The 24,467-nt window shown below is 40.5% G+C and carries 25 protein-coding genes and 1 tRNA gene; 3 read left to right on the plus strand and 23 right to left on the minus strand.

Features of this window, described 5'->3' with window-relative positions:
* Positions 1-6: 6 nt before the first annotated feature.
* Positions 7-1,335, plus strand: coding sequence for a 23S rRNA (uracil(1939)-C(5))-methyltransferase RlmD (gene rlmD, locus EL121_RS01885; protein ID WP_039197266.1), 1,329 nt, complete (start codon positions 7-9; stop codon positions 1,333-1,335).
* A gap of 231 nt (positions 1,336-1,566) precedes the next feature.
* On the opposite strand, the gene EL121_RS01890 is transcribed toward rlmD, so the two are convergent.
* The 4 genes from EL121_RS01890 to EL121_RS01905 all read right to left on the minus strand — a co-directional run bounded on the left by EL121_RS01890 (position 1,567) and on the right by EL121_RS01905 (position 4,368).
* Positions 1,567-1,642: transfer RNA gene (locus tag EL121_RS01890), tRNA-Asn, on the minus strand.
* Between the two features lie 95 nt (positions 1,643-1,737).
* The gene (moeB, locus tag EL121_RS01895) at positions 1,738-2,484 is read right to left on the minus strand and encodes a molybdopterin-synthase adenylyltransferase MoeB (RefSeq protein ID WP_039197268.1); all 747 of its coding nucleotides are present in this window, start codon (positions 2,482-2,484) and stop codon (positions 1,738-1,740) included.
* A gap of 9 nt (positions 2,485-2,493) precedes the next feature.
* Positions 2,494-3,735 carry a molybdopterin molybdotransferase MoeA gene (moeA, locus tag EL121_RS01900; protein WP_039197270.1) on the minus strand — a complete coding sequence of 414 codons (1,242 nt, stop codon included), beginning with the start codon at positions 3,733-3,735 and terminating at the stop codon, positions 2,494-2,496.
* 15 nt (positions 3,736-3,750) lie between these two features.
* Complete coding sequence (locus EL121_RS01905; RefSeq protein WP_039197272.1) at positions 3,751-4,368, minus strand: MarC family protein; 618 nt, start codon at positions 4,366-4,368, stop codon at positions 3,751-3,753.
* 59 nt (positions 4,369-4,427) lie between these two features.
* Here EL121_RS01905 and EL121_RS01910 point away from each other — a divergent pair, with 59 nt between their 5' ends.
* A complete protein-coding gene (locus tag EL121_RS01910) occupies positions 4,428-6,344 on the plus strand; it encodes an ABC transporter ATP-binding protein (RefSeq protein ID WP_039197274.1) in 1,917 nt (638 codons plus the stop codon).
* A gap of 191 nt (positions 6,345-6,535) precedes the next feature.
* Here EL121_RS01910 and EL121_RS01915 read toward each other — a convergent pair whose 3' ends face one another.
* The 14 genes from EL121_RS01915 to EL121_RS01980 all read right to left on the minus strand — a co-directional run bounded on the left by EL121_RS01915 (position 6,536) and on the right by EL121_RS01980 (position 18,479).
* On the minus strand, positions 6,536-7,582 hold the full coding sequence (locus tag EL121_RS01915; RefSeq protein WP_039197276.1) for a YcjF family protein: 1,047 nt from the start codon (positions 7,580-7,582) through the stop codon (positions 6,536-6,538).
* 83 nt (positions 7,583-7,665) lie between these two features.
* The gene (gene dusC / locus EL121_RS01920) at positions 7,666-8,625 is read right to left on the minus strand and encodes a tRNA dihydrouridine(16) synthase DusC (protein WP_039197278.1); all 960 of its coding nucleotides are present in this window, start codon (positions 8,623-8,625) and stop codon (positions 7,666-7,668) included.
* Positions 8,626-8,715: 90 nt separating this feature from the next.
* A complete protein-coding gene (locus tag EL121_RS01925) occupies positions 8,716-9,345 on the minus strand; it encodes a DUF2238 domain-containing protein (protein WP_039197280.1) in 630 nt (209 codons plus the stop codon).
* Positions 9,345-10,214: a co-chaperone DjlA gene (gene djlA, locus EL121_RS01930; RefSeq protein WP_039197282.1), complete on the minus strand. Its 870-nt coding sequence runs from the start codon at positions 10,212-10,214 to the stop codon at positions 9,345-9,347. Before djlA ends, EL121_RS01925 begins: the two co-directional genes overlap by 1 nt.
* Positions 10,215-10,538: 324 nt before the next feature.
* On the minus strand, positions 10,539-10,985 hold the full coding sequence (pal, locus tag EL121_RS01935) for a peptidoglycan-associated lipoprotein Pal (RefSeq protein ID WP_039197283.1): 447 nt from the start codon (positions 10,983-10,985) through the stop codon (positions 10,539-10,541).
* 24 nt (positions 10,986-11,009) lie between these two features.
* Positions 11,010-12,290: a Tol-Pal system beta propeller repeat protein TolB gene (gene tolB / locus EL121_RS01940; protein ID WP_039197286.1), complete on the minus strand. Its 1,281-nt coding sequence runs from the start codon at positions 12,288-12,290 to the stop codon at positions 11,010-11,012.
* A gap of 17 nt (positions 12,291-12,307) precedes the next feature.
* Positions 12,308-13,576: a cell envelope integrity protein TolA gene (gene tolA, locus EL121_RS01945; RefSeq protein ID WP_081978363.1), complete on the minus strand. Its 1,269-nt coding sequence runs from the start codon at positions 13,574-13,576 to the stop codon at positions 12,308-12,310.
* 15 nt (positions 13,577-13,591) lie between these two features.
* On the minus strand, positions 13,592-14,032 hold the full coding sequence (gene tolR / locus EL121_RS01950; protein ID WP_018652049.1) for a colicin uptake protein TolR: 441 nt from the start codon (positions 14,030-14,032) through the stop codon (positions 13,592-13,594).
* A 78-nt stretch (positions 14,033-14,110) separates the two neighbouring features.
* The gene (gene tolQ / locus EL121_RS01955; protein ID WP_039197288.1) at positions 14,111-14,791 is read right to left on the minus strand and encodes a protein TolQ; all 681 of its coding nucleotides are present in this window, start codon (positions 14,789-14,791) and stop codon (positions 14,111-14,113) included.
* A gap of 36 nt (positions 14,792-14,827) precedes the next feature.
* Positions 14,828-15,217, minus strand: a complete 390-nt coding sequence (gene ybgC / locus EL121_RS01960; protein WP_039197289.1) for a tol-pal system-associated acyl-CoA thioesterase — start codon at positions 15,215-15,217, stop codon at positions 14,828-14,830.
* Between the two features lie 149 nt (positions 15,218-15,366).
* A complete protein-coding gene (gene ybgE, locus EL121_RS01965; protein WP_039197291.1) occupies positions 15,367-15,657 on the minus strand; it encodes a cyd operon protein YbgE in 291 nt (96 codons plus the stop codon).
* 11 nt (positions 15,658-15,668) lie between these two features.
* Positions 15,669-15,767 (minus strand): CydX/CbdX family cytochrome bd oxidase small subunit, encoded by a 99-nt coding sequence (locus tag EL121_RS01970; protein ID WP_005619000.1) that lies wholly within the window; start codon positions 15,765-15,767, stop codon positions 15,669-15,671.
* A 12-nt stretch (positions 15,768-15,779) separates the two neighbouring features.
* Entirely contained in the window at positions 15,780-16,916 is a 1,137-nt protein-coding gene (cydB, locus tag EL121_RS01975; RefSeq protein ID WP_039197292.1) for a cytochrome d ubiquinol oxidase subunit II, read from the minus strand.
* 12 nt (positions 16,917-16,928) lie between these two features.
* Entirely contained in the window at positions 16,929-18,479 is a 1,551-nt protein-coding gene (locus EL121_RS01980) for a cytochrome ubiquinol oxidase subunit I (RefSeq protein WP_039197294.1), read from the minus strand.
* A gap of 459 nt (positions 18,480-18,938) precedes the next feature.
* Between EL121_RS01980 and EL121_RS01985 the strand changes: the two genes are divergently transcribed.
* Positions 18,939-19,271 carry a DUF5339 domain-containing protein gene (locus EL121_RS01985; protein WP_039197296.1) on the plus strand — a complete coding sequence of 111 codons (333 nt, stop codon included), beginning with the start codon at positions 18,939-18,941 and terminating at the stop codon, positions 19,269-19,271.
* A 166-nt stretch (positions 19,272-19,437) separates the two neighbouring features.
* On the opposite strand, the gene groL is transcribed toward EL121_RS01985, so the two are convergent.
* The 5 genes from groL to EL121_RS02010 all read right to left on the minus strand — a co-directional run bounded on the left by groL (position 19,438) and on the right by EL121_RS02010 (position 24,393).
* Positions 19,438-21,081, minus strand: coding sequence for a chaperonin GroEL (gene groL / locus EL121_RS01990; protein ID WP_018652056.1), 1,644 nt, complete (start codon positions 21,079-21,081; stop codon positions 19,438-19,440).
* Positions 21,082-21,144: 63 nt separating this feature from the next.
* Positions 21,145-21,435, minus strand: coding sequence for a co-chaperone GroES (locus EL121_RS01995; RefSeq protein WP_039197299.1), 291 nt, complete (start codon positions 21,433-21,435; stop codon positions 21,145-21,147).
* 183 nt (positions 21,436-21,618) lie between these two features.
* On the minus strand, positions 21,619-22,017 hold the full coding sequence (gene mutT, locus EL121_RS02000) for an 8-oxo-dGTP diphosphatase MutT (protein WP_014991833.1): 399 nt from the start codon (positions 22,015-22,017) through the stop codon (positions 21,619-21,621).
* The gene (locus EL121_RS02005; protein ID WP_039197301.1) at positions 22,014-23,201 is read right to left on the minus strand and encodes a glycosyltransferase; all 1,188 of its coding nucleotides are present in this window, start codon (positions 23,199-23,201) and stop codon (positions 22,014-22,016) included. The genes mutT and EL121_RS02005 overlap by 4 nt, the downstream gene beginning before the upstream one ends.
* The gene (locus EL121_RS02010) at positions 23,194-24,393 is read right to left on the minus strand and encodes a tetratricopeptide repeat protein (protein ID WP_039197303.1); all 1,200 of its coding nucleotides are present in this window, start codon (positions 24,391-24,393) and stop codon (positions 23,194-23,196) included. Before EL121_RS02010 ends, EL121_RS02005 begins: the two co-directional genes overlap by 8 nt.
* Positions 24,394-24,467 lie beyond the last annotated feature (74 nt).

A 24,467-nucleotide genomic window follows, 5' to 3' on the forward strand; every position in this document is an offset into this window, starting at 1 on the left:
CTAAAAATGGCACTGTTCTACTCTGAAAAAGCTGCAAAACAGCAAGCAAAAAAATCGGCAAAAACGACCGCTTGTCCGCCGGTTACCATTCAATCTTTGGATTACCAAGGCTTAGGCGTAGCAAAAATAGCCGGTAAAACTTGGTTTATCGAAAATGCCTTACCTAACGAACAAGTTGAAATCCAAATATTGGAAGAAAAACGCCAATACGGACGAGCAAAAGCGGTTAAAATTTTAAAGCAATCCGTCGAACGCCAACAGCCGAGTTGTGCTCTCTACGGCAAATGCGGTGGCTGCCAAATGCAGCATATTCCGCTAGATTTGCAACGTGAAACCAAACAACAGGCACTTTTTCAACGCTTACAAAAATTGCAATCACAGCCGATTGATTTTCAGCCGATGATTGTCGGTAACGATAAAAGCTATCGCCGCCGAGCAAAACTCAGTATTGCGTTACAAAATAATCAGTTAGCGATTGGTTTTAGAATGCAAAATTCAAACCAAATCATACCGCTTGAGCAATGTGAAGTGTTGGTGGAACCGCTTTCTCAGCTTATCAAACCGTTGCAAAGCCTATTTAACACTTGGCAGAACAAAAAGGCGCTTGGGCATATTGAACTGGTTCAAGCGGATAATACCATTGCGATGCTGGTGCGTAACGTAGGACAATTTCATTCGCAAGACAGCCAAAACTTACAACAATTTGCCGAACAACATTCACTTTCGCTGTATGTTATGACCGCTGAAAATGCTATCGTTCAATTAAATGGTGAAGCACCGTACTACCAAATTCATGGTATAAAACTGGGCTTTTCGATTCGTGATTTCATTCAAGTGAATGGTAACTTAAATGAAAAAATGGTGGATAAAGCATTGGAATGGCTCAATCTTTCCGCACAAGATCGAGTATTGGATTTATTCTGCGGTATGGGCAACTTTACTTTACCCATCGCTAAACAAGCCGGTTTTGTCGTCGGCGTGGAAGGTGTTCAGCCGATGGTTGCACAAGCCAAGCAGAATCAAGCGGCAAGCGGTCTGAAAAACATAGAATTTTACCAAACCAACCTAGACGAACCTTTTGCCGATAAAGCGTGGGCAAGTGAGCCGTTTAACAAAGTTTTATTAGATCCGGCGCGTAACGGTGCATTTTTCTGCTTGGATCACTTAGCCGCGTTGAATCCCGAAACGATCGTTTATGTTTCCTGTAACCCCGCCACATTAGTGCGAGATGCGGAAAAACTGATTCAAGCCGGTTATAAACTGCAAAAAGCGGCAATGATCGATATGTTCCCACATACCGGACATTTGGAATCTATCTCGTTATTTACTAAATAATGAACACGTCATCACAGCGTAAACCAAAAATAGATTAATTTTATGCTTGGGATATTCTGTGATGACAATCTTGAAGAAATAGGAATTGTTTTGACAAGATATAGAAAAAAAGAAACCCCGTAGAAAACCTACGGGGCAAATTCTTTTGTTCTAATTCTGGAGGTATGAATCACTGTTTTATAAAAGGAGACAAATAAAACAAGAACAAAAGCAAAACTAAAGGAAATTAGTTGGCTCCTCCTGCGGGACTCGAACCTGCGACATATGGATTAACAGTCCACCGTTCTACCGACTGAACTAAGGAGGAACATTTCGGTAAAAAATAATAGCGCTAAACCGTTTTAGCGTCAAACGCTATAACCTAACTTGTCAATTCTTTGCACTTCTTGAATTAAAATATCGCTATTTACAACAAATCAAACAATCTTTGAGTTTAGGCAATGCCATTTCTCTCACAGAAAAATGTAACCCGTCAATCATCAACAGTTTTCCGGATAAATTTTTACCGATATTCAGCAACAATTTAATCGCCTCTAGCGCTTGTAAGCTTCCAATCACACCAACGATCGGCGCAATCACACCGGCTTCCACACAACTTAAGGTGCCGTCACCGAATAATTGACTTAAGCAGTTATAACAAGGCTCATTTTCCGCATAAGTAAATACGGAAATTTGCCCTTCAAAACGAATCGCTGAGCCGGAAACAAGCGGTCGTTTTTGCGCAAAACATTGCAAATTCAGCTGATTTCTAACCGTAACGTTATCAGTACAATCCACCACTAAATCCACTCGCTCAATCAGCTCGGCAAATTCGGCATCACTACATTGTTTATTAATTGCCTCAAGCTGAATATGCGGATTGATTTGGCTTAAACGGGCTTTTGCCGATTCCACTTTCGGCTGACCGATATTGGCATCCGTATGCAAAATTTGGCGCTGTAAATTGGATAATGATACTTCATCAAAATCCACCAAAATCAAATGCCCAACACCGGCGGAGGCTAAGTATTGCACAGCACTACAACCCAAACCGCCCAGCCCGACAATCAATACACGGCTGGCTTTTAGCTTTTCTTGTCCGTCAAAATCAACGCTTTTTAAAATAATTTGACGGTTATAGCGCAACATTTCCTGATCGCTAAGTTCCATATTCACTCACTATCTCAATAAACTGTTAAACGGCTGAATCGTCACTTTTTCACCAGCATTCACATTGCTTCGTTCCGCTTCCAACACAATAAAGCAATTGCTTTCATAAAAAGCACTGAAAATATGCGAGCCTTGCGAACCGACCGGACGCACTGCTACTTCGCCCTGTTGATTAATATAATAGAAGCCACGTTGGAAATCTTGTCGTCCCACCGCTTTTTTCAAATTCGTATCAGCAATAGCGGTTAGATTTTGAGTAAGATTTACAATACGCTCCGCATTCACACCGGCTAATTTAGCTAACGCCGGTTGCACCAGTTGGTAAAAGGTGACTAAAGCTGAAACCGGATTACCCGGTAAACCGAAGAACCAAGCGTGTTGCAATTTACCGAAAGCGAACGGTTTGCCCGGTTTCATCGCAATTTTCCAAAAACCGATTTCACCCAGTTTTTCTAACACATCTTTGGTGAAATCCGCTTCGCCGACCGACACACCGCCACTGGTAATTAATACGTCCGCTTGCTGCTGCGCTTGATTAAACGTTTGTTCGAACACTGCCGGGTCGTCCGGTAAAATACCAAAATCTAAAACCTCACAATTCAGTTTTTCTAACATTAAACGCACCGCAAAACGGTTCGTATCATAAATTTTGCCTTGTTCTAGCGGCTGACCGACCGAAGTTAATTCATCACCCGTGGAAAGAATCGCCACTTTTAAACGGCTAAATACCGGCACTTGCGCAATGCCTAACGAAGCTAATAACGGCAAAGTGGTTACGTTTAATAAGCTACCTTTTGCCAATACCAATGCGCCTTGTTTTACATCTTCACTAATTCGGCGAATGTTTTGTCCAAGCTTCGGCATTTTGCAAAATTTCACTAAAATTTGACCGCTTGTAAGTGTCTCTACTTCCGTTTCTTCTTGCATCACTACCACATCACAGCCTGCCGGTACCATTGCACCGGTCATAATGCGAACACATTCACCGGCTTTCACTTCGCCGGTAAACGGATTACCGGCAAAAGATTTACCGGCAACGGTTAAACGTTCAAATTGAGCGAGATCCGCTAAACGAAACGCGTAGCCGTCCATTGCCGAATTATCGAAACTTGGTACATTAATCGGGGAAAAAATATCTTCTGCTAAAATACGATTCGCACATTCTGCCAGTGTTAATGTTTCTGTTTTTGATGCTGCCGGTAAGCGGTTTAGCATTTCTTGTAATGCTTCCGACAAAGTACGTAATGCCATAAAATCCTCGGTTATTTAACTCACTTGAATAAAGAAATCTCGCACACCGACTAATAAATTATTAATCGCAACTGACGCTAAAATTAAGCCCATGACACGGCTAATGATCGCCGCTCCCGCATTACCAATAAAGTGTTGAATGCGATTTGCCGCCAGTAAAAATAAGTAGGTAATCGCCAATACCGACAGCATAATACCTGCCGTAACCACTTGATCGGTAATACTAAAACGGTGGTTATCGGTAAGTAATACGATTGCCATCATCGCTCCCGGTGAAGCAATAGATGGCACGGCTAAAGGGTAAACCGCCAGCTCACTAATACTGGCTTTCATTTTCATCTCTTGTTCCGGTTTACTCTCACCAAAAATCATTGTTAACGCAAACAGTAATAATACTAAGCCGCCGGCAGCTTGGAATGCCGATAGCGGAATCTGCATTGCTTCCAGCAACATCTGCCCGCCGACTAAGAAAAACATTAAAATACCAGCAGAAATCACCACCGCATTACGTGCAATTTTACGACGATCTTCGATTGGCAAACCGATCGTTTTCGCCAAATACACCGGAATTGAACCGATAGGGTCAATTACCGCCCACAATACAACAAATTGTACTGCTAATGAATCAAACATAGCTTCCTCTATTTATGTTAGAATAACGGCAAAATTTTAACATAAACCAAGCATTTATAATGATTTTTTTCACCGATCTTATCTTAAAACGTGGACAATCCGTCCTTTTAGAAAATACATCCGTCACCATTCATACCGGTCAAAAAGTTGGACTGGTCGGTAAAAACGGCTGTGGTAAATCTTCACTTTTCGCTTTAGTTAAAGGCGAATTACAACCGGAAGGCGGCGATGTTTCTCTGCCGAAAAACTGGGCGATTTCTTGGGTAAATCAAGAAACACCGGCGCTTGAAATTTCCGCATTAGATTATGTAATCCAAGGCGATCGTGAATATACCGAGTTAATGAGCCAATTAGAGAAAGCTAATCAAGAAAATAACGGCAATCAAATTGCCATGATTCACACCCAGCTGGATACGATTGACGCATGGACGATTCAAGCCCGTGCAGCAACGTTGTTAAACGGTTTGGGCTTCGCTAACGAACAACTTGCTTTACCGGTAAAATCATTCTCGGGCGGTTGGCGTATGCGTTTGAATTTAGCGCAAGCGCTGATCTGCCGTTCTGATTTGCTGCTACTTGATGAACCGACTAACCACTTGGATTTAGATGCGGTGATTTGGCTGGAAAAATGGCTGACCAATTATCGTGGTACGCTATTGCTAATTTCCCATGACCGAGATTTTCTTGATCCGATAATTGATCGCGTGATTCATATCGAAAATCAGCAATTAAATGATTACACCGGTAACTACACCTCGTTTGAAATTCAGCGTGCCACCAAAATCTCACAACAAAATGCCGCTTATGCACAACAGCAACGTAAAGTTGCTCATTTACAAAGCTTTATCGACCGTTTTAAAGCCAAAGCAACCAAAGCGAAACAGGCACAAAGCCGTATCAAAGCGTTGGAAAAAATGGAACTGATTGCGCCGGCTTATGCGGATAGCCCGTTTGAATTTGAATTCCGTCCGCCACTTGCATTACCAAGCCCATTATTAATGATGGAAAAAGCCAGCGCAGGTTACGGTGACAAAACTATTTTAGAATCGGTTAAGCTAAATTTAGTGCCCGGCTCACGTATCGGTTTACTTGGTCGAAACGGTGCAGGTAAATCCACGCTGATTAAATTACTCGCCGGCGAATTAGCACCACAAACAGGACATATTCAATTAGCCAAAGGTGTGCAATTAGGTTATTTCGCTCAACATCAAGTGGATACGCTACGCTTTGATGAAAGCCCATTATGGCATTTACAGAAAATTGCGCCGGAACTAACCGAACAAGAAGTACGTAATTATTTAGGCGGCTTTGATTTTAAAGGCGATAAAGTGAAACAAAATGTCGGCTCGTTTTCCGGTGGGGAAAAAGCCCGTTTGGTGTTAGCACTAATCGTATGGCAACGCCCAAATTTACTGTTGTTGGACGAACCGACCAACCATTTAGATTTAGAAATGCGTCAGGCACTCACCGATGCGCTCACTTACTATGAAGGCTCGCTAGTAGTGGTTTCGCACGATCGTCATTTATTGCGTAGTACGGTGAATGAATTTTATCTGGTACATGATAAAAAAGTGGAAGAATTCAAAGGCGATCTGGATGATTACCAAAAATGGCTAAACGAACAAAATGCGCTTGAAGCTGCAAAAAATTCAGGAAATTCGACCGCTTGTGCAGAGGAAAAAGCAGATAATAGCGCCGCAAATCGCAAGGAGCAGAAACGTTTAGAGGCGGAGTTACGCCAACAAACCGCACCGTTACGCAAAAAGATCACACAGTTAGAGAAAGATCTTGAAAAAGCGAGTGAAAAGCTAAATCAACTCGAAGCACTACTGGCTTCAAGCGAGATCTATGAAGCGGAAAATAAAGCGCAACTTACCGAAACACTCGCGAAGCAAATCGAAGCGAAAAAAGCCGTTGAAGAAATTGAAATGGAATGGCTGGACTGCCAAGAACAGCTTGAGGCATTGCTCAGCTAATTCTGCTTCCTTGGCATATTTCTGAAATCCTAGCACGGCAAAGCCGTACTAGGTTAAGCATAGTTCAGCTCCGCTAGGGCTGGAAATTCCAAATAACAAGCGGTAGGATTTGCAACTTTTTTTGCAAATCCTACCGCTTATTTTCATTTCCATACATTCCGTGGCGATTAAAACACTAAGCCACGAAATATCTATACCTTCTCACTCACTTTTTCTTCCGCTTTCGCAAAAATCGTGTTTTTAACCGAAGTTAATAATTGTTGGCGAATGGCAGAAAGTTTCGGTTTTTCGCCCGCTTGGAAAGCAACCGGACGACAAAATTCCATCGCTTTAATGCCTAATCTTGCAGTGAGCAAACCTACACCAATGCCCTGTGCGGCACGTAACGAAAGTTTAGCGGTTAGATTCTGTGAGAAGAATTCCATACCAACATCGCTCACCACTTCAGTTGCACCGGCAAACACCATATTGGTTAATACCATTTTGAATAATTTCAAACGGCTGAAATAACCTAATTGCATACCGTAGGTTTTGCTAATTTTATTGACCAACGCAATATTTCGCCATGCGACCATCAGCACATCAACCACAGCTAACGGGCTAACCGCCACAATCACCGCATTTTCAGTCGCACTTTTTGAAATCATTCTTTTCACTTGCTTATCAAGCGGTGTGAGCACCGTTTCACTAAATAGGTAAAGCACTTCTTTTGCATTGTAAGCCTCATTTAATTGGCTTTGCCAGCGTTGTTGCGAATGTTGTACGCTTGGCACATTTTTTAAATTCGCTACGACCTCATTGCAAAAATTCACCGCTTTTTCACCGCTTGTCGTTGAGAGTTCTTCTAAAAGTAATTGCTCGCTTACTTGCTGTTGTTGCTGATGATGACGTAAAAAAACTAACTTACGCCATTCGCCGATAATCGTAACCACGCCGGTTAAACTGATTAAGGCAAACACAATTGCAAAAGCAAAATAAATCCATTGACGAGCTTGGAAAGTGTCAATCAACCATTGTACACTTTGTACAATCACGGCAATGCTAAACAATCCCAACGCAAACAGTAATACTCTTACCCAAAAACGCGACGGCTTTAGGCTTTCTTCAACAATTAATTCCGCCTCAACCTCTTGATATTCCTCTTCAATTTGAATATCTTCCGAAGCTTCAAACTCCTGTTTCGCCACAAATTGCTGTTCTGTTGTGACTTCTTGCTCACTAAATATTTGTTTTTTCATTGTTTTCTCTTTTCAATTAACCACGGAATACACTCACAGCCTTTTCTGTGTATTCTGTGTTTTCCGTGGTTAAAACCCTATTGTTAAATCTCTTGATTTACCGCTCGTTCAATATGCGCTTTTAGCCCGTCATAGCCGTGTTCCGTTTTAAGTATTTGGAACAAATCTTTCGCTTCCGGATATTCTTTATCCAAATAATGTAGCCATTGCTTGATACGTGCAACATGATAAAAGCCCGAATCATGCTCATTTTCCATATTTACATATTGAAACAGCAATTGCAGTACTTCATTCCATGCCATTTTAGGCTGATTAAATTTCACCACTCGGCTGAGGTTCGGCGTGTTTAATGCACCTCGCCCGATCATTAAACTCGAACAAGCGGTCGTATTTTGGCAATTTTTTGCAGATTCAAAATCCCAGATTTCGCCATTGGCAATCACAGGAATCGAAAGGCGTTTTTGAATTTCGCCGATTGCCTGCCAATTAATTCGTTCCGCTCGATAGCCGTCTTGTTTGGTACGACCGTGTACGGTAATTTCATCTGCACCGCCTTGTACCACCGCATCAGCAATTTCAAAACATTGATCTGCCGAATCCCAGCCCAAACGTACTTTCACCGAAACGATCTGATCCTGTGGAACCGCTTCTCGCATTGCTTTGATTGCACGATAAATCAAATCCGGATCTTTTAGCAATGATGCCCCGCCATTACTGCCGTTTACCGTTTTAGACGGACAGCCGCAATTCAAATCTACTCCGTGCGAGCCCAACTCAATCGCCAACTGCGCATTTTCTGCCAACCATTGCGGATGTTGCCCCAACAACTGCACTCGCACAGGCGTACCCGAATCGGTTAAACCGCCTTGCAACAATTCAGGCGCAAGACGATAAAATGCTTTCTTCGGCAATTTTTGATCCACCACTCGCACAAATTCGGAAATACATAGATCGTAATCATTTACTGCCGTCAGTAATTTGCGAACAAAAGGATCTAATACGCCTTGCATCGGCGCTAAAATAACTTTAGGTATCGTATTCATTATTCAATTATTTTACTTATTCGATTTAAAAAGAAAGCGGTCGATTTTTGCAAAAATTTTACCAAAAATGACCGCTTGAAATGGTTAATACTATTCGTAAAAGTGGGAACGAATCCGTAAGTCCGGACGGGCAATCAGATAAATAATAAGTGCGGTAATTGCCCCTAAAGTATCGGCTAACATATCTTTTTGTGCGTCCCAGATGTCACCTTGTGAGCCTAAAAACTCGATGCCCGCATTACCACCCTCTATCACCGCATATTGCCATTCGATAATTTCATAACTTGCGGCAACCGCCATAATAAAGAATAACGAAAAAAATATTGCAACACCTAATCCGCATTTACGGCGGCGTAATAACCATTCCGCCATCGGGAAACTATAAAAGCCGATAATGTAGTGTGCCACTCTATCAAAATGGTTACGATCTTCGCCTAAAATCGGGCTAAGAAACTGATTCGCCCATTCAAAAGGCACATTGGCAAAGGTATATTTGGCACCGATTAAATGCATAATCATCCATAAGGACATTAAGATATAGGCTAAACCGCTAAATTGAAATTTAGGATATGTCAAAATCAGTAACCCGAATACAATAAAAATCGGCATTACTTCAGCATACCAAACCGCACGATCTGACGGAGCGATCCCCGACCATATCGCAATTGCGGTAATCACAATCGCTAAAAACAGCGGAATTATATGTGAGCGCTGTTCCATTATTTCCACCCTTTTACTTTACAGATTAAATCGTAAGCCGCTTGAATTTGCTGTGCTTTCTCTTTTGCTAATTCCATCATCTCGTCCGGTAAACCCTTTGCAGCTAACTTATCAGGATGATGTTCGTTCATCAATTTACGGTAAGCACGTTTTACGGCGGTTTGGTCGTCATTTGCGGTGACACCTAAAACTTTATAAGCGGCATCAATGCTCGGCGCACTGCTATTCGTTTGTCGATAGCCACCATATCCGCCTTGCGATTGCTGATAAGCGCCACCTTGCTGATATTGCTCTTGATAAAAGCCACCGTTTCTAAATTGCTGTGCCGCCATGACCATCGCAATCATACGCTCAAATTGGAAACGGCTCATCCCCATGGTTTCGGCAATTGTAAATAGAATTTGCTGTTCATTCGCATCTAATTGCCCGTCGTGTAAAGCGGCCTGCATCTGAACTTCCACAAAAAAGCGTAATAAATCGGCACGCTGGCCGCAAGCTTCTCTGAATTCCTGAATCACTTGTCGTAACGGAAAATCAGCCTCTTTACCTAACGTAAATGCTTGTTGTGCCAGTTGTTGCGCGTTCGTATCTAATTTAAGACGACTCATCAACTGACGAGCTAAATGAATATCATCTTCCGTTACACGCCCTTTCGCTTTCGCAATATGTCCTAATACGGCAAATGTCGTCTGAGTGAAAAGTGATTGACGTGTTAAGTTTTTGCCAAAAATGGTTGAGCGAACCGAACCTAATTCATAAAGCTTCTTATCCGCAAGGTGACCGATAAAAACCCCTAATAGTCCACCAAAAAAGCTATGAAAGATTTGATAGCCTAAGAAGAATCCAATAATTTTTCCGATAAATTGCATTTGTTGTCCTTGTTTAATTCCCAGACGAATATCGTTAAACAGTTATTTTAGCTTAAAATACTTAAAATAGAATTAAATCTTTATCTTACAGAACTAATTATCTTTCGAGAGAACATTATTCATATACGGATAATTATTTCAGAGTGAAAAGTAATTATGGGGATTAAATCTAAAAAACAAAGAGGAAGGTACTAAATAATAAAATACAAAATTTATTTAGCTTTTGCAAAAAAGCGCGAGAATTACACCGCTTATGATCTTAGAATGAAATAAAGCCCTGAAAAATCAGGGCTTTATTTTTGTCTTTAGTAATTAGGCTACAAATTAGTATTCTAATACTGCACGACGGTTTTTAGCGTAGTCAGCTTCTGTGTGACCTAACACAGCTGGTTTTTCTTCACCGTAAGAAACAGTTGAAACTTGGTTAGCACCTTTAGTTGCTAAGTAGTTTTTAACTGCGTCTGCACGACGTTGACCTAACGCGATGTTGTACTCTGGAGTACCACGTTCGTCAGCGTGACCAGCAACTGTTACTTTACCGTTTGCTGATGTTAAGTATGCAGCGTGTGCATCTAAAAGTTGTTGGTACTCACCTTCAACTGCATAGCTGTCGAAACCGAAGTATACAGTGTTGTAACGAGTTTGTAAGTCTTCAGCAGTCATACCGCCGAATTGACCTGCGTTTGCGTTAGCATTGTCTGATGAGCTGCTGCAAGCTGCTAATACGAATGCTGGTGCCGCAATCATCAATACTTTAGCTAGTTTTTTCATTTGTTGCTCCTAAAAAGAATTTTATTATTTAGTCAAATACGGTGACCAAGCAGGAAACTTAAATTGTCCACCTGCTCCCGGCAAGTTAGCTTTGAAACGGCCATCTGCGGACACCAATTGTAGCACTTTGCTCGTACCTTTGGTAGAGCTATAAATAACCATAATACCATTTGGCGAAATGCTTGGACTCTCGTCTAAGAAAGTTGAACTCAATACTTCCGTGCCACCCGAAGCGAGATCGCGTTTCACAACCTTATCACCAGCAATCATGATTAAATTCTTACCATCAGATGAAACTTTAGCATTATAACTACCGCTTCCACCCATTGGGCTCGCGCCGCCACCTGATGAACTCATTCTATACACTTGTGGAGAACCAGCACGGTCTGAAGTGAAGTAAATCGTACTTCCATCCGGAGACCAACTTGGTTCTGTATTATTACCTGCATTAGCAGTTAATTTTGATGGTTTACCACCATTTGCACTAACAACATAAATGTCTAACTCACCGTCTTGGTTCGATGCGAATGCAATACGAGAACCATCCGGAGAAAATGCCGGTGCACCGTTATGCCCACGTAATGCCGCTACAACACGACGAGAGCCTGAACGTAAATCATGCACAACAACCTGTGCTTTTTTATTTTCAAACGTTACATAAGCTAAACGGCTACCGTCCGGAGACCATTCCGGCGACATTAACGGTTCTCTACTTTTCACAACAGTGAAGGCATTATAACCGTCATAGTCTGAAACACGTAATTCGTAAGATGATACACCACGTTGTACAACGTACGCAATTTTTGTTCTGAAAGCACCACGAATTTGCGTAATTTTTTCAAATACCTGGTCACTTACCGTATGCGCACCTTGACGAATTTGTGCCGCTGGTACATTAAATGAACCTTGCGCCAAAACGGCTGCCGGATTACTTAATGTATCAACTAATTGATAAGCAACATTATAACCGCCACCGGTAGGTGTCACTTGTCCTACAACCACGCTATCAACACCAATATCCGTCCATTGTTGCGAATTAACTTCTGCAACTGAACCCGGTTGAGCCGGTAACTTCGCTCGTTCAATCGGTGTAAACTTACCGCTATTACGTAAATCGTCCGAAATGATTTGTCCTACATCGGCAGGTACACCACCATTCGCTTTAAATGGAACAACCGCAATAGGTTGCGCCATACTTACACCTTCATCAACAGAAATCACCACATCTGATTCAGCCGTTACTGCATTGCTAAAAAAGAGGGCGATAACACTGATAACACTCGTAAAACGAGATTTTAATTTCATTGTTAACCTCTTGGTTGTTATAACACTTTTAAACCAAACTTAATAATTGGAGATTTATATTTATTATAAGTCTCTTCATTTGGAGCTCTCGGAACATTTCTTGCCGAGGTAATTGCCGCTACTGCCGCTCGACAAATATCATCCGGACCGGATAATACTTGATGGCTTGTGATATTACCTGCCGGATCAATCGAAATTTTCACTTGGCATTCTCGCCCACTAAAGCTTGGATCAACACGATAGGTTCGCGCCAATTTTTTCTTAATTAGCTGTGCATAACCTGTATCAGCTACGCCTTTTCCGTCACCGATACCTTTCGAGTTACCATTACCTTGTGAACCTGCAGTATTTTTATTACCGCCTTTACTCGAACCACCACCAATATCTCCACCACTTAAGAAATCATCAAGGGCTTTATTATTTTTGGCTTGAGCTGCCTTGGCTGCTGCATCTGCTTTAGCCTTCGCTTCTGCGGCTGCTTTCGCTTTAGCTTCTTTTTCGGCTTTAGCCTTAGCTTCTTTCTCCGCTTTTAGTTTCGCTTCCTTTTCAGCTTTTTCTTTAGCTTCTTTCTCTGCTTTAACTTTGGCTTCTTTTTCCGCTTTTAGTTTCGCTTCTTTTTCAGCTTTTTCTTTAGCCTCTTTTTCCGCTTTTAATTTTGCTTCTTTCTCGGCCTGTTTTTGCTCTTCAAGTTTTTTCTGCTGTTCCGCTTTTTTCTGAGCTTCTTTTGCTTTCTTCTCTTCTTCAGCTGCTTTTGCTGCCGCTTCTAAGTTTCTAGCCTCCGCTTCAGCTCTTAAGCGTGCCGCTTCCGCTGCTTTTTTACGAGTAGCTTCTTCCGCTTGCTCTTTTTTAAGCTGCTCTTGCTTTGCAATCTCTTGCTGACGTTGCTGCTCAGCTTTTTGGCGCTGTTCCTCTTCACGTTGCTCTTCTTGTTTTTTGCGTTCTTCAATCATTGCAACACGTTGCTGCTCTTTTGCTTGTTCTTCAGCAATTTCTTGAGGCGTCGGTTCTTCTACTACTTCTTCAGGTTTTGGTTTTTCTTGTTCCGCCACCTTCGGCTGTGCACTGCCTTTTTTGTCTGATTTTAAGCGTCCGTACTCGGCAGCAACCTGCCCAGTATCAACCATAACAGCTTCAAACTCTTCACCTGTACCACCGCTACCACCAGCTGCTTCTTCTAGCGTAGTCTTAGTAAAAAATGAACCGAGTAGAAGCAATCCAATCAACAATGCATGTAATAGGACTGAAACTATAACCGCCAGTTCTAGTCTGTCGTCTTTAGATTTCACACGTTATCCTTATTACTATTTGCCTTGGGTCATTAACCCAGCATTTTTAATACCCGCATCTTTTAAAAGAACAATTCCTTTGATAACTTCTTCATAAGGAATATCTTTCTCTGCCGCCACAAGGAAAAGAGTATTCGGATCTTTCTGGAATGCTTCACCGGCATACGCAACAACTTCTTGCTCACCTAACGCTTCCTGTCCGCTACTCCCTTGTACAAAGTTACCGTCAATTTTTAATTTATATAAACCGACATCCGCAACTTGCAAAATGACGGGCGTTTTATCTTCATTAGATACCGATTGACTATGTTTATCTTCTGGTAAATTAACCTCAACGCTTTGGCTGATAACCGGTGCGGTTGCCATGAAGATAAGTAATAGTACAAGCAATACGTCCAAAAATGGCACGATATTGATTTCAGATTTAATGTCATTACGTTTACGACGGTAAGACATATTTTCCTCTTATACATTAGTGAATAAAAGATCTGACCATATTAAGCGGTCAGATCTCGTGAATTTTTTACTACTCGCTTATTTTTTAGAAAATGCTTGGCGATGTAAAATAGTAGTAAATTCATCAATAAAATTAGCATAATCTTGTTCTAGTTTATTTACACGTAAACTTAAACGATTGTATGCCATAACTGCTGGAATTGCAGCGAATAAGCCGATTGCTGTTGCAATCAAAGCTTCCGCAATACCCGGAGCAACTGATTGTAAGGTTGCCTGTTTTACTGCACTTAAGCCCATAAATGAGTGCATAATCCCCCATACCGTACCGAATAAACCGATATAAGGACTGATTGAACCTACTGTTCCTAAAAATGGAATGTAGCTTTCTAAATTTTCAATTTCACGGTTTAACGCTAAGTTCATCGCTCGGCTAGAACCTTTCATGGTCGCTTCAGGCGCATCCGAGTTTACTTGCTGTAAACGCATATACTCTTTAAAACCAGCATAGAAAATTTGCTCTGAACCGGTTAAGCCATCACGACGATTTTCTAAACCTTCATGTAAGCGATGTAAATCTTCACCTGACCAGAATTTATTTTCAAACGCTAACGCATCTTTCTTTGCCGCGGTTAAAATACGGCTACGTTGAATAATGACAGCCCAAGATAAAATTGAGAACGTGATTAAGATTAAAATAACAATCTTAACAACAATACTTGCCTGCATAAACAGCGAAACAAGGTTAAAATCAGTTTCCATTTAATAGAACTCCGAATAAGTAATTTGTTTAAAAAATTAGACCGCTTGTAGTGCCTGACATATCTCATCAGGGATCGCCACAGGCTTCATTTTTGTTAAATCAACACTTGCAACGGTGACTTTTGCTTCACTTAAACAAATATCATCACGCCATAATTGTTGTTGAAATACAATCGTTGCTTTTTTTAACTCAGTTACGACTGTTTCGACTCTGAGTAAATCATCTAAACGAGCAGGAATTTTATAATCAATTTCTAATTTTTTTACGACAAAAGCAAATGAGCCGGCCAATAATTGTTGCTGAGAGAAACCTACTTGGCGTAAATACTCTGTGCGTGCACGCTCAAAAAAACAGATGTAATTCGCATGGTAAACCACGCCTCCGGCATCCGTATCTTCATAATAAACTCTAATCGGGAAATTCATTTGTATTCCAATATTCGTCAAAATGAAAAACGCCCAAAAATTAGGCGTAAATTGCGTGCTATTTTAGAGAGAGAAAAATGGTTGTGCAATAGGGAAATGAAAATATTTTTTATAAAAAAATTAATAAAAAAGCGTAAGAAATCTTACGCCTATCTTAATGAAATTAAATAACTCAATGAACTAATGACAATTAAATAGCCTGTTATAGGTAAAAAGACTAGACGCCAAATCGCACTTTGAATTTCAAAGCCAATTCCATGAATCCACAAAATAGCCATGCCATAGAAGGCTAATATCGCTAAATAAGGGATATGCCTACCAAAATGCTGGGCAAATAGATTTGCATTCAGCAATATCATTGCAAATAGCACACCTGCAAGAATAAAAGAAAGGGCCTTTAGCCAGCCCTTTCTTGTTAAATTATAGAACGAATGAATCATTCACTATAATCCTATTCGTCAAATTTGCCTGTTTTCTCAATGCTAACAGTAATTACCGTTGCAAAAAGAATCGCAAGTAAAACGCCTAATACCCAAGTTACATAAAACATCTGTTTATCTCCTTAGTATGCACTTGCTTTGTTATCTTCTAAGTATTTAGCATCTAAGCGACCATACATTTTGATATATGACCAAATAGTATAAGCTAATACTAAAGGCACAAAGATACACGCAACAACTAACATTACTGTTAATGTATATTGACTTGCTGTTGAATCCCAAACCGTTAAGCTCATTTCCGGGTGAGAAATTGACGGCATAATGAATGGGAACATAGATACAGCTGCAGTAACAATAACCCCAACAAGCATAATTGATGATGAGAAGAATGCTAAGCCGGAACGATTCACTTTAGAAGCAACAATCGTTAACAATGCACCTAATACCGCTAATGCAGGAACAACCCATAATACCGGCATCTCAGCAAAATTTCTGAACCATGCTGCACTTTCAACCGCAACTGTTTTATTAGTTAAGAATGATTGTGCATTGTGGTCTAAATCGCTTGTGATCACAAAGCCATCTTTAAACGATAACCAAACACCCGCTAATACAAACGCAACTAATACGACTGCCGCAGTAACTTGAGCGGTTGCTCTCGCACGGTTACGTAAATCACCGGTCGTTTTCATTTGTAACCATGTCGCACCTTGTGTAGTTAACATCATTAAGCTTACTACACCACATAATAATGCGAACGGATTTAATAAACCGAAGAATGAACCTGTATATACTACTTGGTTAAGGTTATTAAATTCGAATGGTACGCCTTGTAATAAATTACCGAATGCAACACCGAAAATTAATGACGGAACAAAACCACCGACAAATAAACCCCAGTCCCAAGCATTACGCCATTTCGGGCTATCTACTTTAGCACGATATTCAAAACCTACCGGGCGGAAAAATAACGCCGCTAGCACTAGAATCATCGCTAAATAGAAACCGGAGAATGATGTCGCATAAACCGTAGGCCATGCCGCAAAGATCGCACCACCAGCTGTTAATAACCATACTTGGTTACCATCCCAGTGCGGAGCAATGGTATTAATCATTACTCGACGTTCAACATTACTTTTACCAATCACCGGTAATAATGTTAATACGCCCATATCAAAACCGTCTGTAATCGCAAAGCCGATTAGCAATACGACAATCAGAATCCACCAAATAAAGCGGAGAATTTCATAATCGATCATTGTACACTCCTATTATTTTGTAGATTGTTCAAAATGATAACGACCAGTCTTTAATGCACTTGGACCAAGTCTGCCATATTTAAACATTAAATACATCTCAACCACGAGGAAGATAGTATATAAGCCGCAAAGTAAACCGATTGAGATCCAAAGATCTGTCGTCGTTAATGCAGAATTAGATACGCCTGTCGGTAATACTTCATAAATTGCCCAAGGTTGACGACCATACTCTGCTAAGAACCAACCAGACTCAATTGCAATCCATGGAAGAGGAATACCCCATAACATTGCTCTTAAGAATAAACGGCTTTTGCCAACGGTACCACGTACGTTTTGGAAGAATGCGAAACCAATTAATAGAAGCATCAAACCACCAGAAGCCATCATTACTCGGAATGCCCAGAATGTTGGGCCAACATTAGGAATGGTGCTTGCCGCAGCTTTTTGGATTTGCTCTTCAGTTGCATCAACTACATTCGGTGTATATTGTTTAAGTAATAAGCCGAAACCTAAGTCTTTTTGTACTGCTTTGAATGCTTCTTTTTCTTCTGCAGTATAGTTACCCGCACGTAATTTTTCGAGTAACGCATATGCTTGAATACCGGTACGAACACGTTGTTCGTTGATTGCACGAATATCTTTTAAACCTTTAATTTCAGTATCAAAAGAACGTGTTGCAATAATACCTGCCATATATGGAATATGAATTGAGAATTCATTTTTCATTTCAGCGGTATTAGGAATTACAAAAGCATTCCATGCCGCTGGAGCAGGTTGAGTTTCAAACTCACCTTCCATTGCAGCTAATTTAGTAGGCTGTGCTTTACCGATTTCGTAACCAGATTCATCACCCATAATTAATACGGCAAGAATCGCCATTAAACCAAAGCTTGCGCCTACTGAGAATGAACGTTTTGCAAAACCGAGATCCTGACCTTTTAAGATATAGTAAGCACTAATACCTAATACAAATACCGCACCACAAGTATAACCTGCTGTTACCGTATGTAAGAATTTAGATTGTGTCACTGGGTTTAATACGAGATCAGAGAAACTTACAAGTTCCATTCGCATTGTTTCGAAGTTAAATTCAGAACCAACCGGATTCTGCATCCAACCATTCGCAACAAGGATCCATAACGCTGAGAAGTTAGAACCGAACGCAACCGCATAAGTCGCAAGTAAATGTTTACCTTTTGATAAACGATCCCAACCGAAGAAGAATAAACCAATGAAAGTTGACTCTAAGAAGAACGCCATTAAGCCTTCAATTGCTAATGGAGCACCAAAGATATCGCCCACATAGTGAGAATAATATGACCAGTTCATACCAAACTGGAATTCCATCGTAATACCAGTTGTTACGCCAAGGGCAAAGTTAATACCGAATAACTTACCCCAGAATTTAGTCATATCTTTATAGACTTCTTTTCCTGTCGTTACATAAAGTGTTTCCATTACAACGAGAACGAAAGAAAGACCTAATGTTAACGGCACAAATAAGAAGTGATAGAGTGCAGTTAAAGCAAACTGCAAACGCGAGAGTTCAACAACGTCTAACATCTCAGACCTCTTATAAAGTATAATAAAATTTATTTATAGATTATTCTGAATACGAATAATCACCCCAACAAAATTTTGACCTAAAACAACCATATAACCACAAATAGGTATATGCTTTTTTAGAATCTACATTCCATTCTACCTTGAATTTAATAAATTAAAAATAGTCGATTTGTTACATCGATCACATTTCTAGCCAAAACTTTGAAACAATGTTAAAAGTTAGATTATTTTCACTCATATTTTTATAACTTTTCTTTAGCATCCCTACCTTTTATGAAGTATGCCTTTCTACACTTTTATGATTAGTTTTGATATTGGTCAAATAAAATGATCGAAAAGATCCAAAAAATTTGCTATTTAATAATGACTTTTATTTCTTGTTTGTTATAATCGAAAAAATCCAAACCATGTGTCAAACGATAGCTTTTAACTATAATTGAAAAAGGTAAAACCATAATGTTAAAAAAAGTTCTTATTTCAACTTTCGCTAGCTTCATACTGGCATTCACAGCACAAACAGCGATGGCAGAGGTGAAAACTTCTTCACTTTCTATGGCAAAACCTTCTGTAAATCAAAGATTGCCAACACAATGCCAAAGAATGTTTAGTGTTGCAGATAAACTTGTTTCCGATGCGGAAAAACAACCCGGTACACATACCCAAGTTGCTAAAATGAAAAGTAAGTTATCTTCTACAAGACAACAAATCCTAAAAATGGAAACTGAAATGCAACAAAAAAGTTGTAATAAAGGTTTAACCGCTTTAAACACACTGAAACAAAAACATTAATCGTTTAGCCCTGAATTATTTAACCGAGCATTAATTACTAAAAAGATGCTCGGTTTTTTTATTGCTTTTAATTTGTAAAAAAATCAGAAAATTTGACTGCTTGTAAGGCGTAAAAAAACTCTGGGAAATTTTCCCAGAGTTTTTTTACGTCAGCTGGAGGGATGAATTACATCATTCCGCCCATACCACCCATGCCGCCCATTGCAGCTGCCGGATCTAATTTTTCATCTTTCGGCAAATCGGTAATCATACATTCTGTAGTAATCATTAAACCTGCGATTGATGCCGCGAATTGTAATGCTGAACGAGTTACTTTAGTCGGATCTAAAATCCCCATCTCAAGCATATCGCCATACTGTTCCGTACCCGCATTATAACCGTAGTTACCGTTACCATCTTTCACATTACGAGCAACAACTGAAGCTTCTTCGCCTGCGTTAGTAACGATTTGGCGAAGTGGCGCTTCCATCGCACGAAGCGCAAGTTTAATACCGACATTTTGCTCTTCGTTATCGCCTGTTAAGGTTGCAGCCACTTTAGAAGCAGCACGCACTAATGCAACACCACCTCCCGGTACGATACCTTCTTCAACTGCCGCACGAGTTGCGTGTAACGCATCATCAACACGATCTTTTTTCTCTTTCATCGCAACTTCGGTTGCCGCACCTACTTTGATTACCGCAACACCGCCGGCTAATTTTGCAACACGTTCTTGAAGTTTCTCTTTATCGTAATCTGATGTTGAATCTTCAATTTGTTGGCGAATTTGTGCTACACGTGCTTTGATTTGTGCTTCATCACCGATACCATCAATAATAGTTGTATTGTCTTTGGTGATCACAACACGTTTTGCTTGACCTAATTCTTCAAGTGTCGCTTTCTCAAGTTCCATACCGATTTCTTCTGAAATCACAGTACCTGCGGTTAAGATCGCAATATCTTGTAACATTGCTTTACGACGATCGCCAAAGCCCGGTGCTTTTACCGCAGCCACTTTCACGATACCACGCATTGTATTTACAACTAATGTTGCTAACGCTTCGCCTTCGATATCTTCTGCAACAATTAATAACGGTTTACCCGCTTTTGCTACCGCTTCTAATACCGGTAAAATTTCACGAATGTTGCTGATTTTTTTATCGACTAAAATAATGTATGGGTTTTCTAATTCAACCGTACCTGCTTCCGGTTTGTTGATGAAGTATGGAGAAAGGTAACCACGGTCAAATTGCATACCTTCTACCACATCTAATGCATCATCTAAACCTGTACCGTCTTCAACAGTGATAACGCCTTCTTTACCTACTTTTTCCATTGCTTGCGCAATTAATTTACCCACAGTTTCATCAGAGTTGGCCGAAATAGTACCTACTTGCTCAATCTCTTTTGAGGTTTCGCACGGTTTAGAAATCGCTTTTAATTCTTCTACTACCGCTACAACCGCTTTATCGATACCACGTTTTAAATCCATCGGATTCATACCTGCCGCTACTGCTTTTAAACCTTCGTTTACGATTGCTTGAGCAAGAACAGTTGCAGTTGTCGTACCGTCACCGGCTGCATCGTTTGCTTTTGACGCCACTTCTTTTACCATTTGTGCGCCCATATTTTCGAATTTATCTTCTAATTCGATCTCACGTGCTACTGACACACCGTCTTTAGTGATTGTCGGCGCACCGTATGCTTTATCTAACACAACGTTACGGCCTTTAGGACCTAAAGTTACTTTTACCGCATCTGCTAAAATATTCACGCCTTTAAGCATTTTAATGCGTGCGTCATTGCCGAATTTAACGTCTTTTGCTGCCATTTTTTCTTCCTATAAATTATTTATTCAATTTGCAAAAAATTAGTGAAAACTGACCGCTTATCACTACTCTACGATTGCTAAAATATCGTTTTCAGAAAGAATTAACACTTCTTCACCGTCAATTTTTTCTGATTTCACACCATAACCTTCGTTGAAGATAACGACATCACCAACTTTTACCGCTAATGCTTGTACAGAACCATTATCTAACAAACGACCTGTACCAACCGCAATTACTTTACCGCGAGTAGATTTTGTTGCCGCTGAGCCGGTTAAAACGATACCGCCTGCCGAACGTGTTTCTACTTCTTCACGTTTTAAAATTACTTTATCGTGTAATGGACGAAGAGTCATTGTATGTTTCCTTCTATTAGTCTGTAAAAAATTTCGCACGCTGAATTGCGTGCAACGATCACCAACATTGGGGCAAATTCTCCGCTTTCAAGTTACTTTTGCAAAATTTTATGCAAAAGCAACCGCTTTCGTCTGATTTTTAGGCAATAAAAAAGAGCATCTCAAATGAAATGCTCCGTACTGTTAAGCTTCTGATTTTAAACGTTGGATTAAACGGCTATTTGCCGGCGGAAATTCGCTCTCATCCAAATCAGCTTGAGCAACCCAAAAGCCTTCTTGACCTTCACGTCCAAACGGTTCACCAACCCATTCTTCCACTAAATAGAAGAAAAACTCAATCACTTTGGTCGGATAATCAAAACGGAACGACTCATAAGGGAAAGCACTTAACACGTGAATCCCGATTTCCTCTTCCAACTCACGCTTTAATGCCTCTTCCGGTGTTTCTCCCGTATCCACTTTACCACCGGGAAACTCCAATGCTTGTGCAAAATCTTGTCCTTCAAGTCTTTGGGTTAAATAAATCTGTCCAAATTCATTGCGGATAATGCCGGCTGCAACTTGGATTGTAGGCTTATTCATGTATTTTCCTTGAGAATTTGTTGTAATTGTTGTTGGATATTTTTTATCACAGATTGCCAATTAAGACTAGCCTCTTGGCGAAAAAGTTTCACACTGTCATACCACGGACTATCTTGACGAGTTAACAACCAGCGAAAATCCGGGTGATAACTTAACATAATCCAAGTCGGTTTGCCCATTGCGGCAGCCAAATGGGCGACAGACGTATCAACGCTGATCACAAGATCCATTTGGGCAATTAATGCGGCGGTATCTGAAAAATCACCAATATCTTGCTGCCAAATATGCAAATTTTCGAATAAATCAGACCGCTTGTAATCCGCTTCGTTTAGCTCTTTTTGCAAACAATGGAAATCAGCATCTAACGCAAACAACTGTGAAAACAGCTCAAAGGGCAAACTGCGGGAAGCATTCCGATTATGTTTTGCCGATCCCGCCCAAACCACACCGATTTTCAAACGTTTTAGCGAACTACAAGCGGTTATTTTTGTGTGCCATTTTGCAAGAAACTCCGGTTGTGCTTGTAAATAACCGCTTGAATAAGGAATATTTTCAAGTGTACTGCCAAATACTAAAGGCGCACTTAACATCGGCAAATGGTATGCCAGCCCTGAAATTCGTCCACCGTTTTGCATTGTCTCAATGCCGTATTGCGCTAAATTATAATTGAGTAAATTTTCAATGCCGCTATGATTAAGCACCACCACATTTAAGCCTTGACGTTTCATTTCCAAGGCATAACGTACAAACTGAATATTATCGCCGAATCCTTGTTCTACGTGAAACAAGATTTTAGCATCACCGATATTTTCCCCTCGCCATTGCGGAATATTAATTTCCAGCGGTTCAAAAGCAGGCAAACCGGTTTGCCAACGCCATTCGTAAGCTTGCCAGCCTTGCAGATAATCACCTAACAAGTTATGTAACATCGCTTTATTACACCAAGCAATCGCATAATTTGGCGCAAGTTCAACCGCTTTATTCGCATCTTTTAACGCTAATTGGTAAAGTCCCAAGTTTTGTAATACCGTACAACGATTGTGATATAGCACCGCTTTGTCCGGTAATAAGCGGATTATTTCATCGTATTTTCTTAAAACCGCTAACCATTCAAATGGCGTCGCAGCACTGTCCTGCTCTTCCACCAATAAAGCGAGATATTGTTCAAACGTCATTTCAGCCATATTGTTGTTCCAATTGTTGTTGTACTCTAGTGATCACCGGTTGCCAGTCAAAATCAAAGCCCTGACGAAATAGGCGTACACTCTGATACCATGGGCTATCCTCTCTTGCCAATAACCAACGAAAATCGGGGTGATAACTGATTAAAACCCAAGTCGGTTTGCCCATCGCTGCCGCTAAATGTGCCACTGAAGTATCTACGCTAATCACTAAATCAAGTTGAGCAATCAATGCCGCCGTATCGGAAAAATCCGTTAAATCATCTTGCCAAAAATGCAAATTTTTGAGCTTTTCCGACCGCTTGTAATCGGCCTCATTCACTACTTTTTGCAAGCAATGAAATTCCGCATCAAATTCAAATAACGGTAAGAACTGTTCAAATTGCAAACTTCGTATCGCATTGCGGTGATGTTTAGGCGAGCCCGCCCATACCACGCCAATTTTAAGTCTTTTAGCGGAATCGCAAGCACTTATTTTCTGTTGCCATTTTATAAAGTGATCGGTTTCGGGCAATAAATAACCTTCCGCATAAGGAATATTATCCAATCTTGTACCGAAATAATGCGGTAGGCTCATCATTGAAACATAATATTTCAGTCCGCTAATCGCCTCACCATTTTTTGATGTGGCAATTCCATATTGCGCTAAATTGGCATTCAGCAAATTTTCTAAGGGCTGATGATTCACCACCACAATATTCAAGCCTCGCTTTTTCGCCTCTAAGGCATAACGCACAAATTGAATATTATCGCCAAAGCCCTGTTCTGCATAAACCAAAAGCTTGGCTTGACCAATATCCTCACCTTGCCAACGAGGAATCGGCCATCCAGTGTCTTGAAAGGTTTCCACAGCGGTTTTCCATCGCCATTCATAAGCTTTCCAACCTTCTTCATAACGTCCTAAGGTGTTTAGAATAAACGCCTTATTACACCATGCCATGGCAAAATCCGGTGCAAGTTCAAGCGTTTTCTCCGCATCTTTGAGTGCTAAATCATAAAAGCCTAAATGCTTTAATACATCGGAACGATTGTGGTATGCGAGAATAGACTGAGGGAAATCCCCTAAAAAATCATCGTATAACTTTAGCACGGCAAGTAATTCCAAAGGATTACTCGCCTGTTGCTGTTGTTGATAAATATAAGAGAAACGTTCTTGTTCGGAACATTGCTGAATAGAAATTAAGTCTGAATTCATAGGAGAAGACAAAGAAAAAAGCGGGCATTTTTTCAAAAAATTTTGCAAAAATTTAGAAAAAACGACCGCTTATA

This window comes from Actinobacillus equuli (assembly GCF_900636745.1).
GTDB classification, from domain to species: Bacteria; Pseudomonadota; Gammaproteobacteria; order Enterobacterales; family Pasteurellaceae; genus Actinobacillus; species Actinobacillus equuli.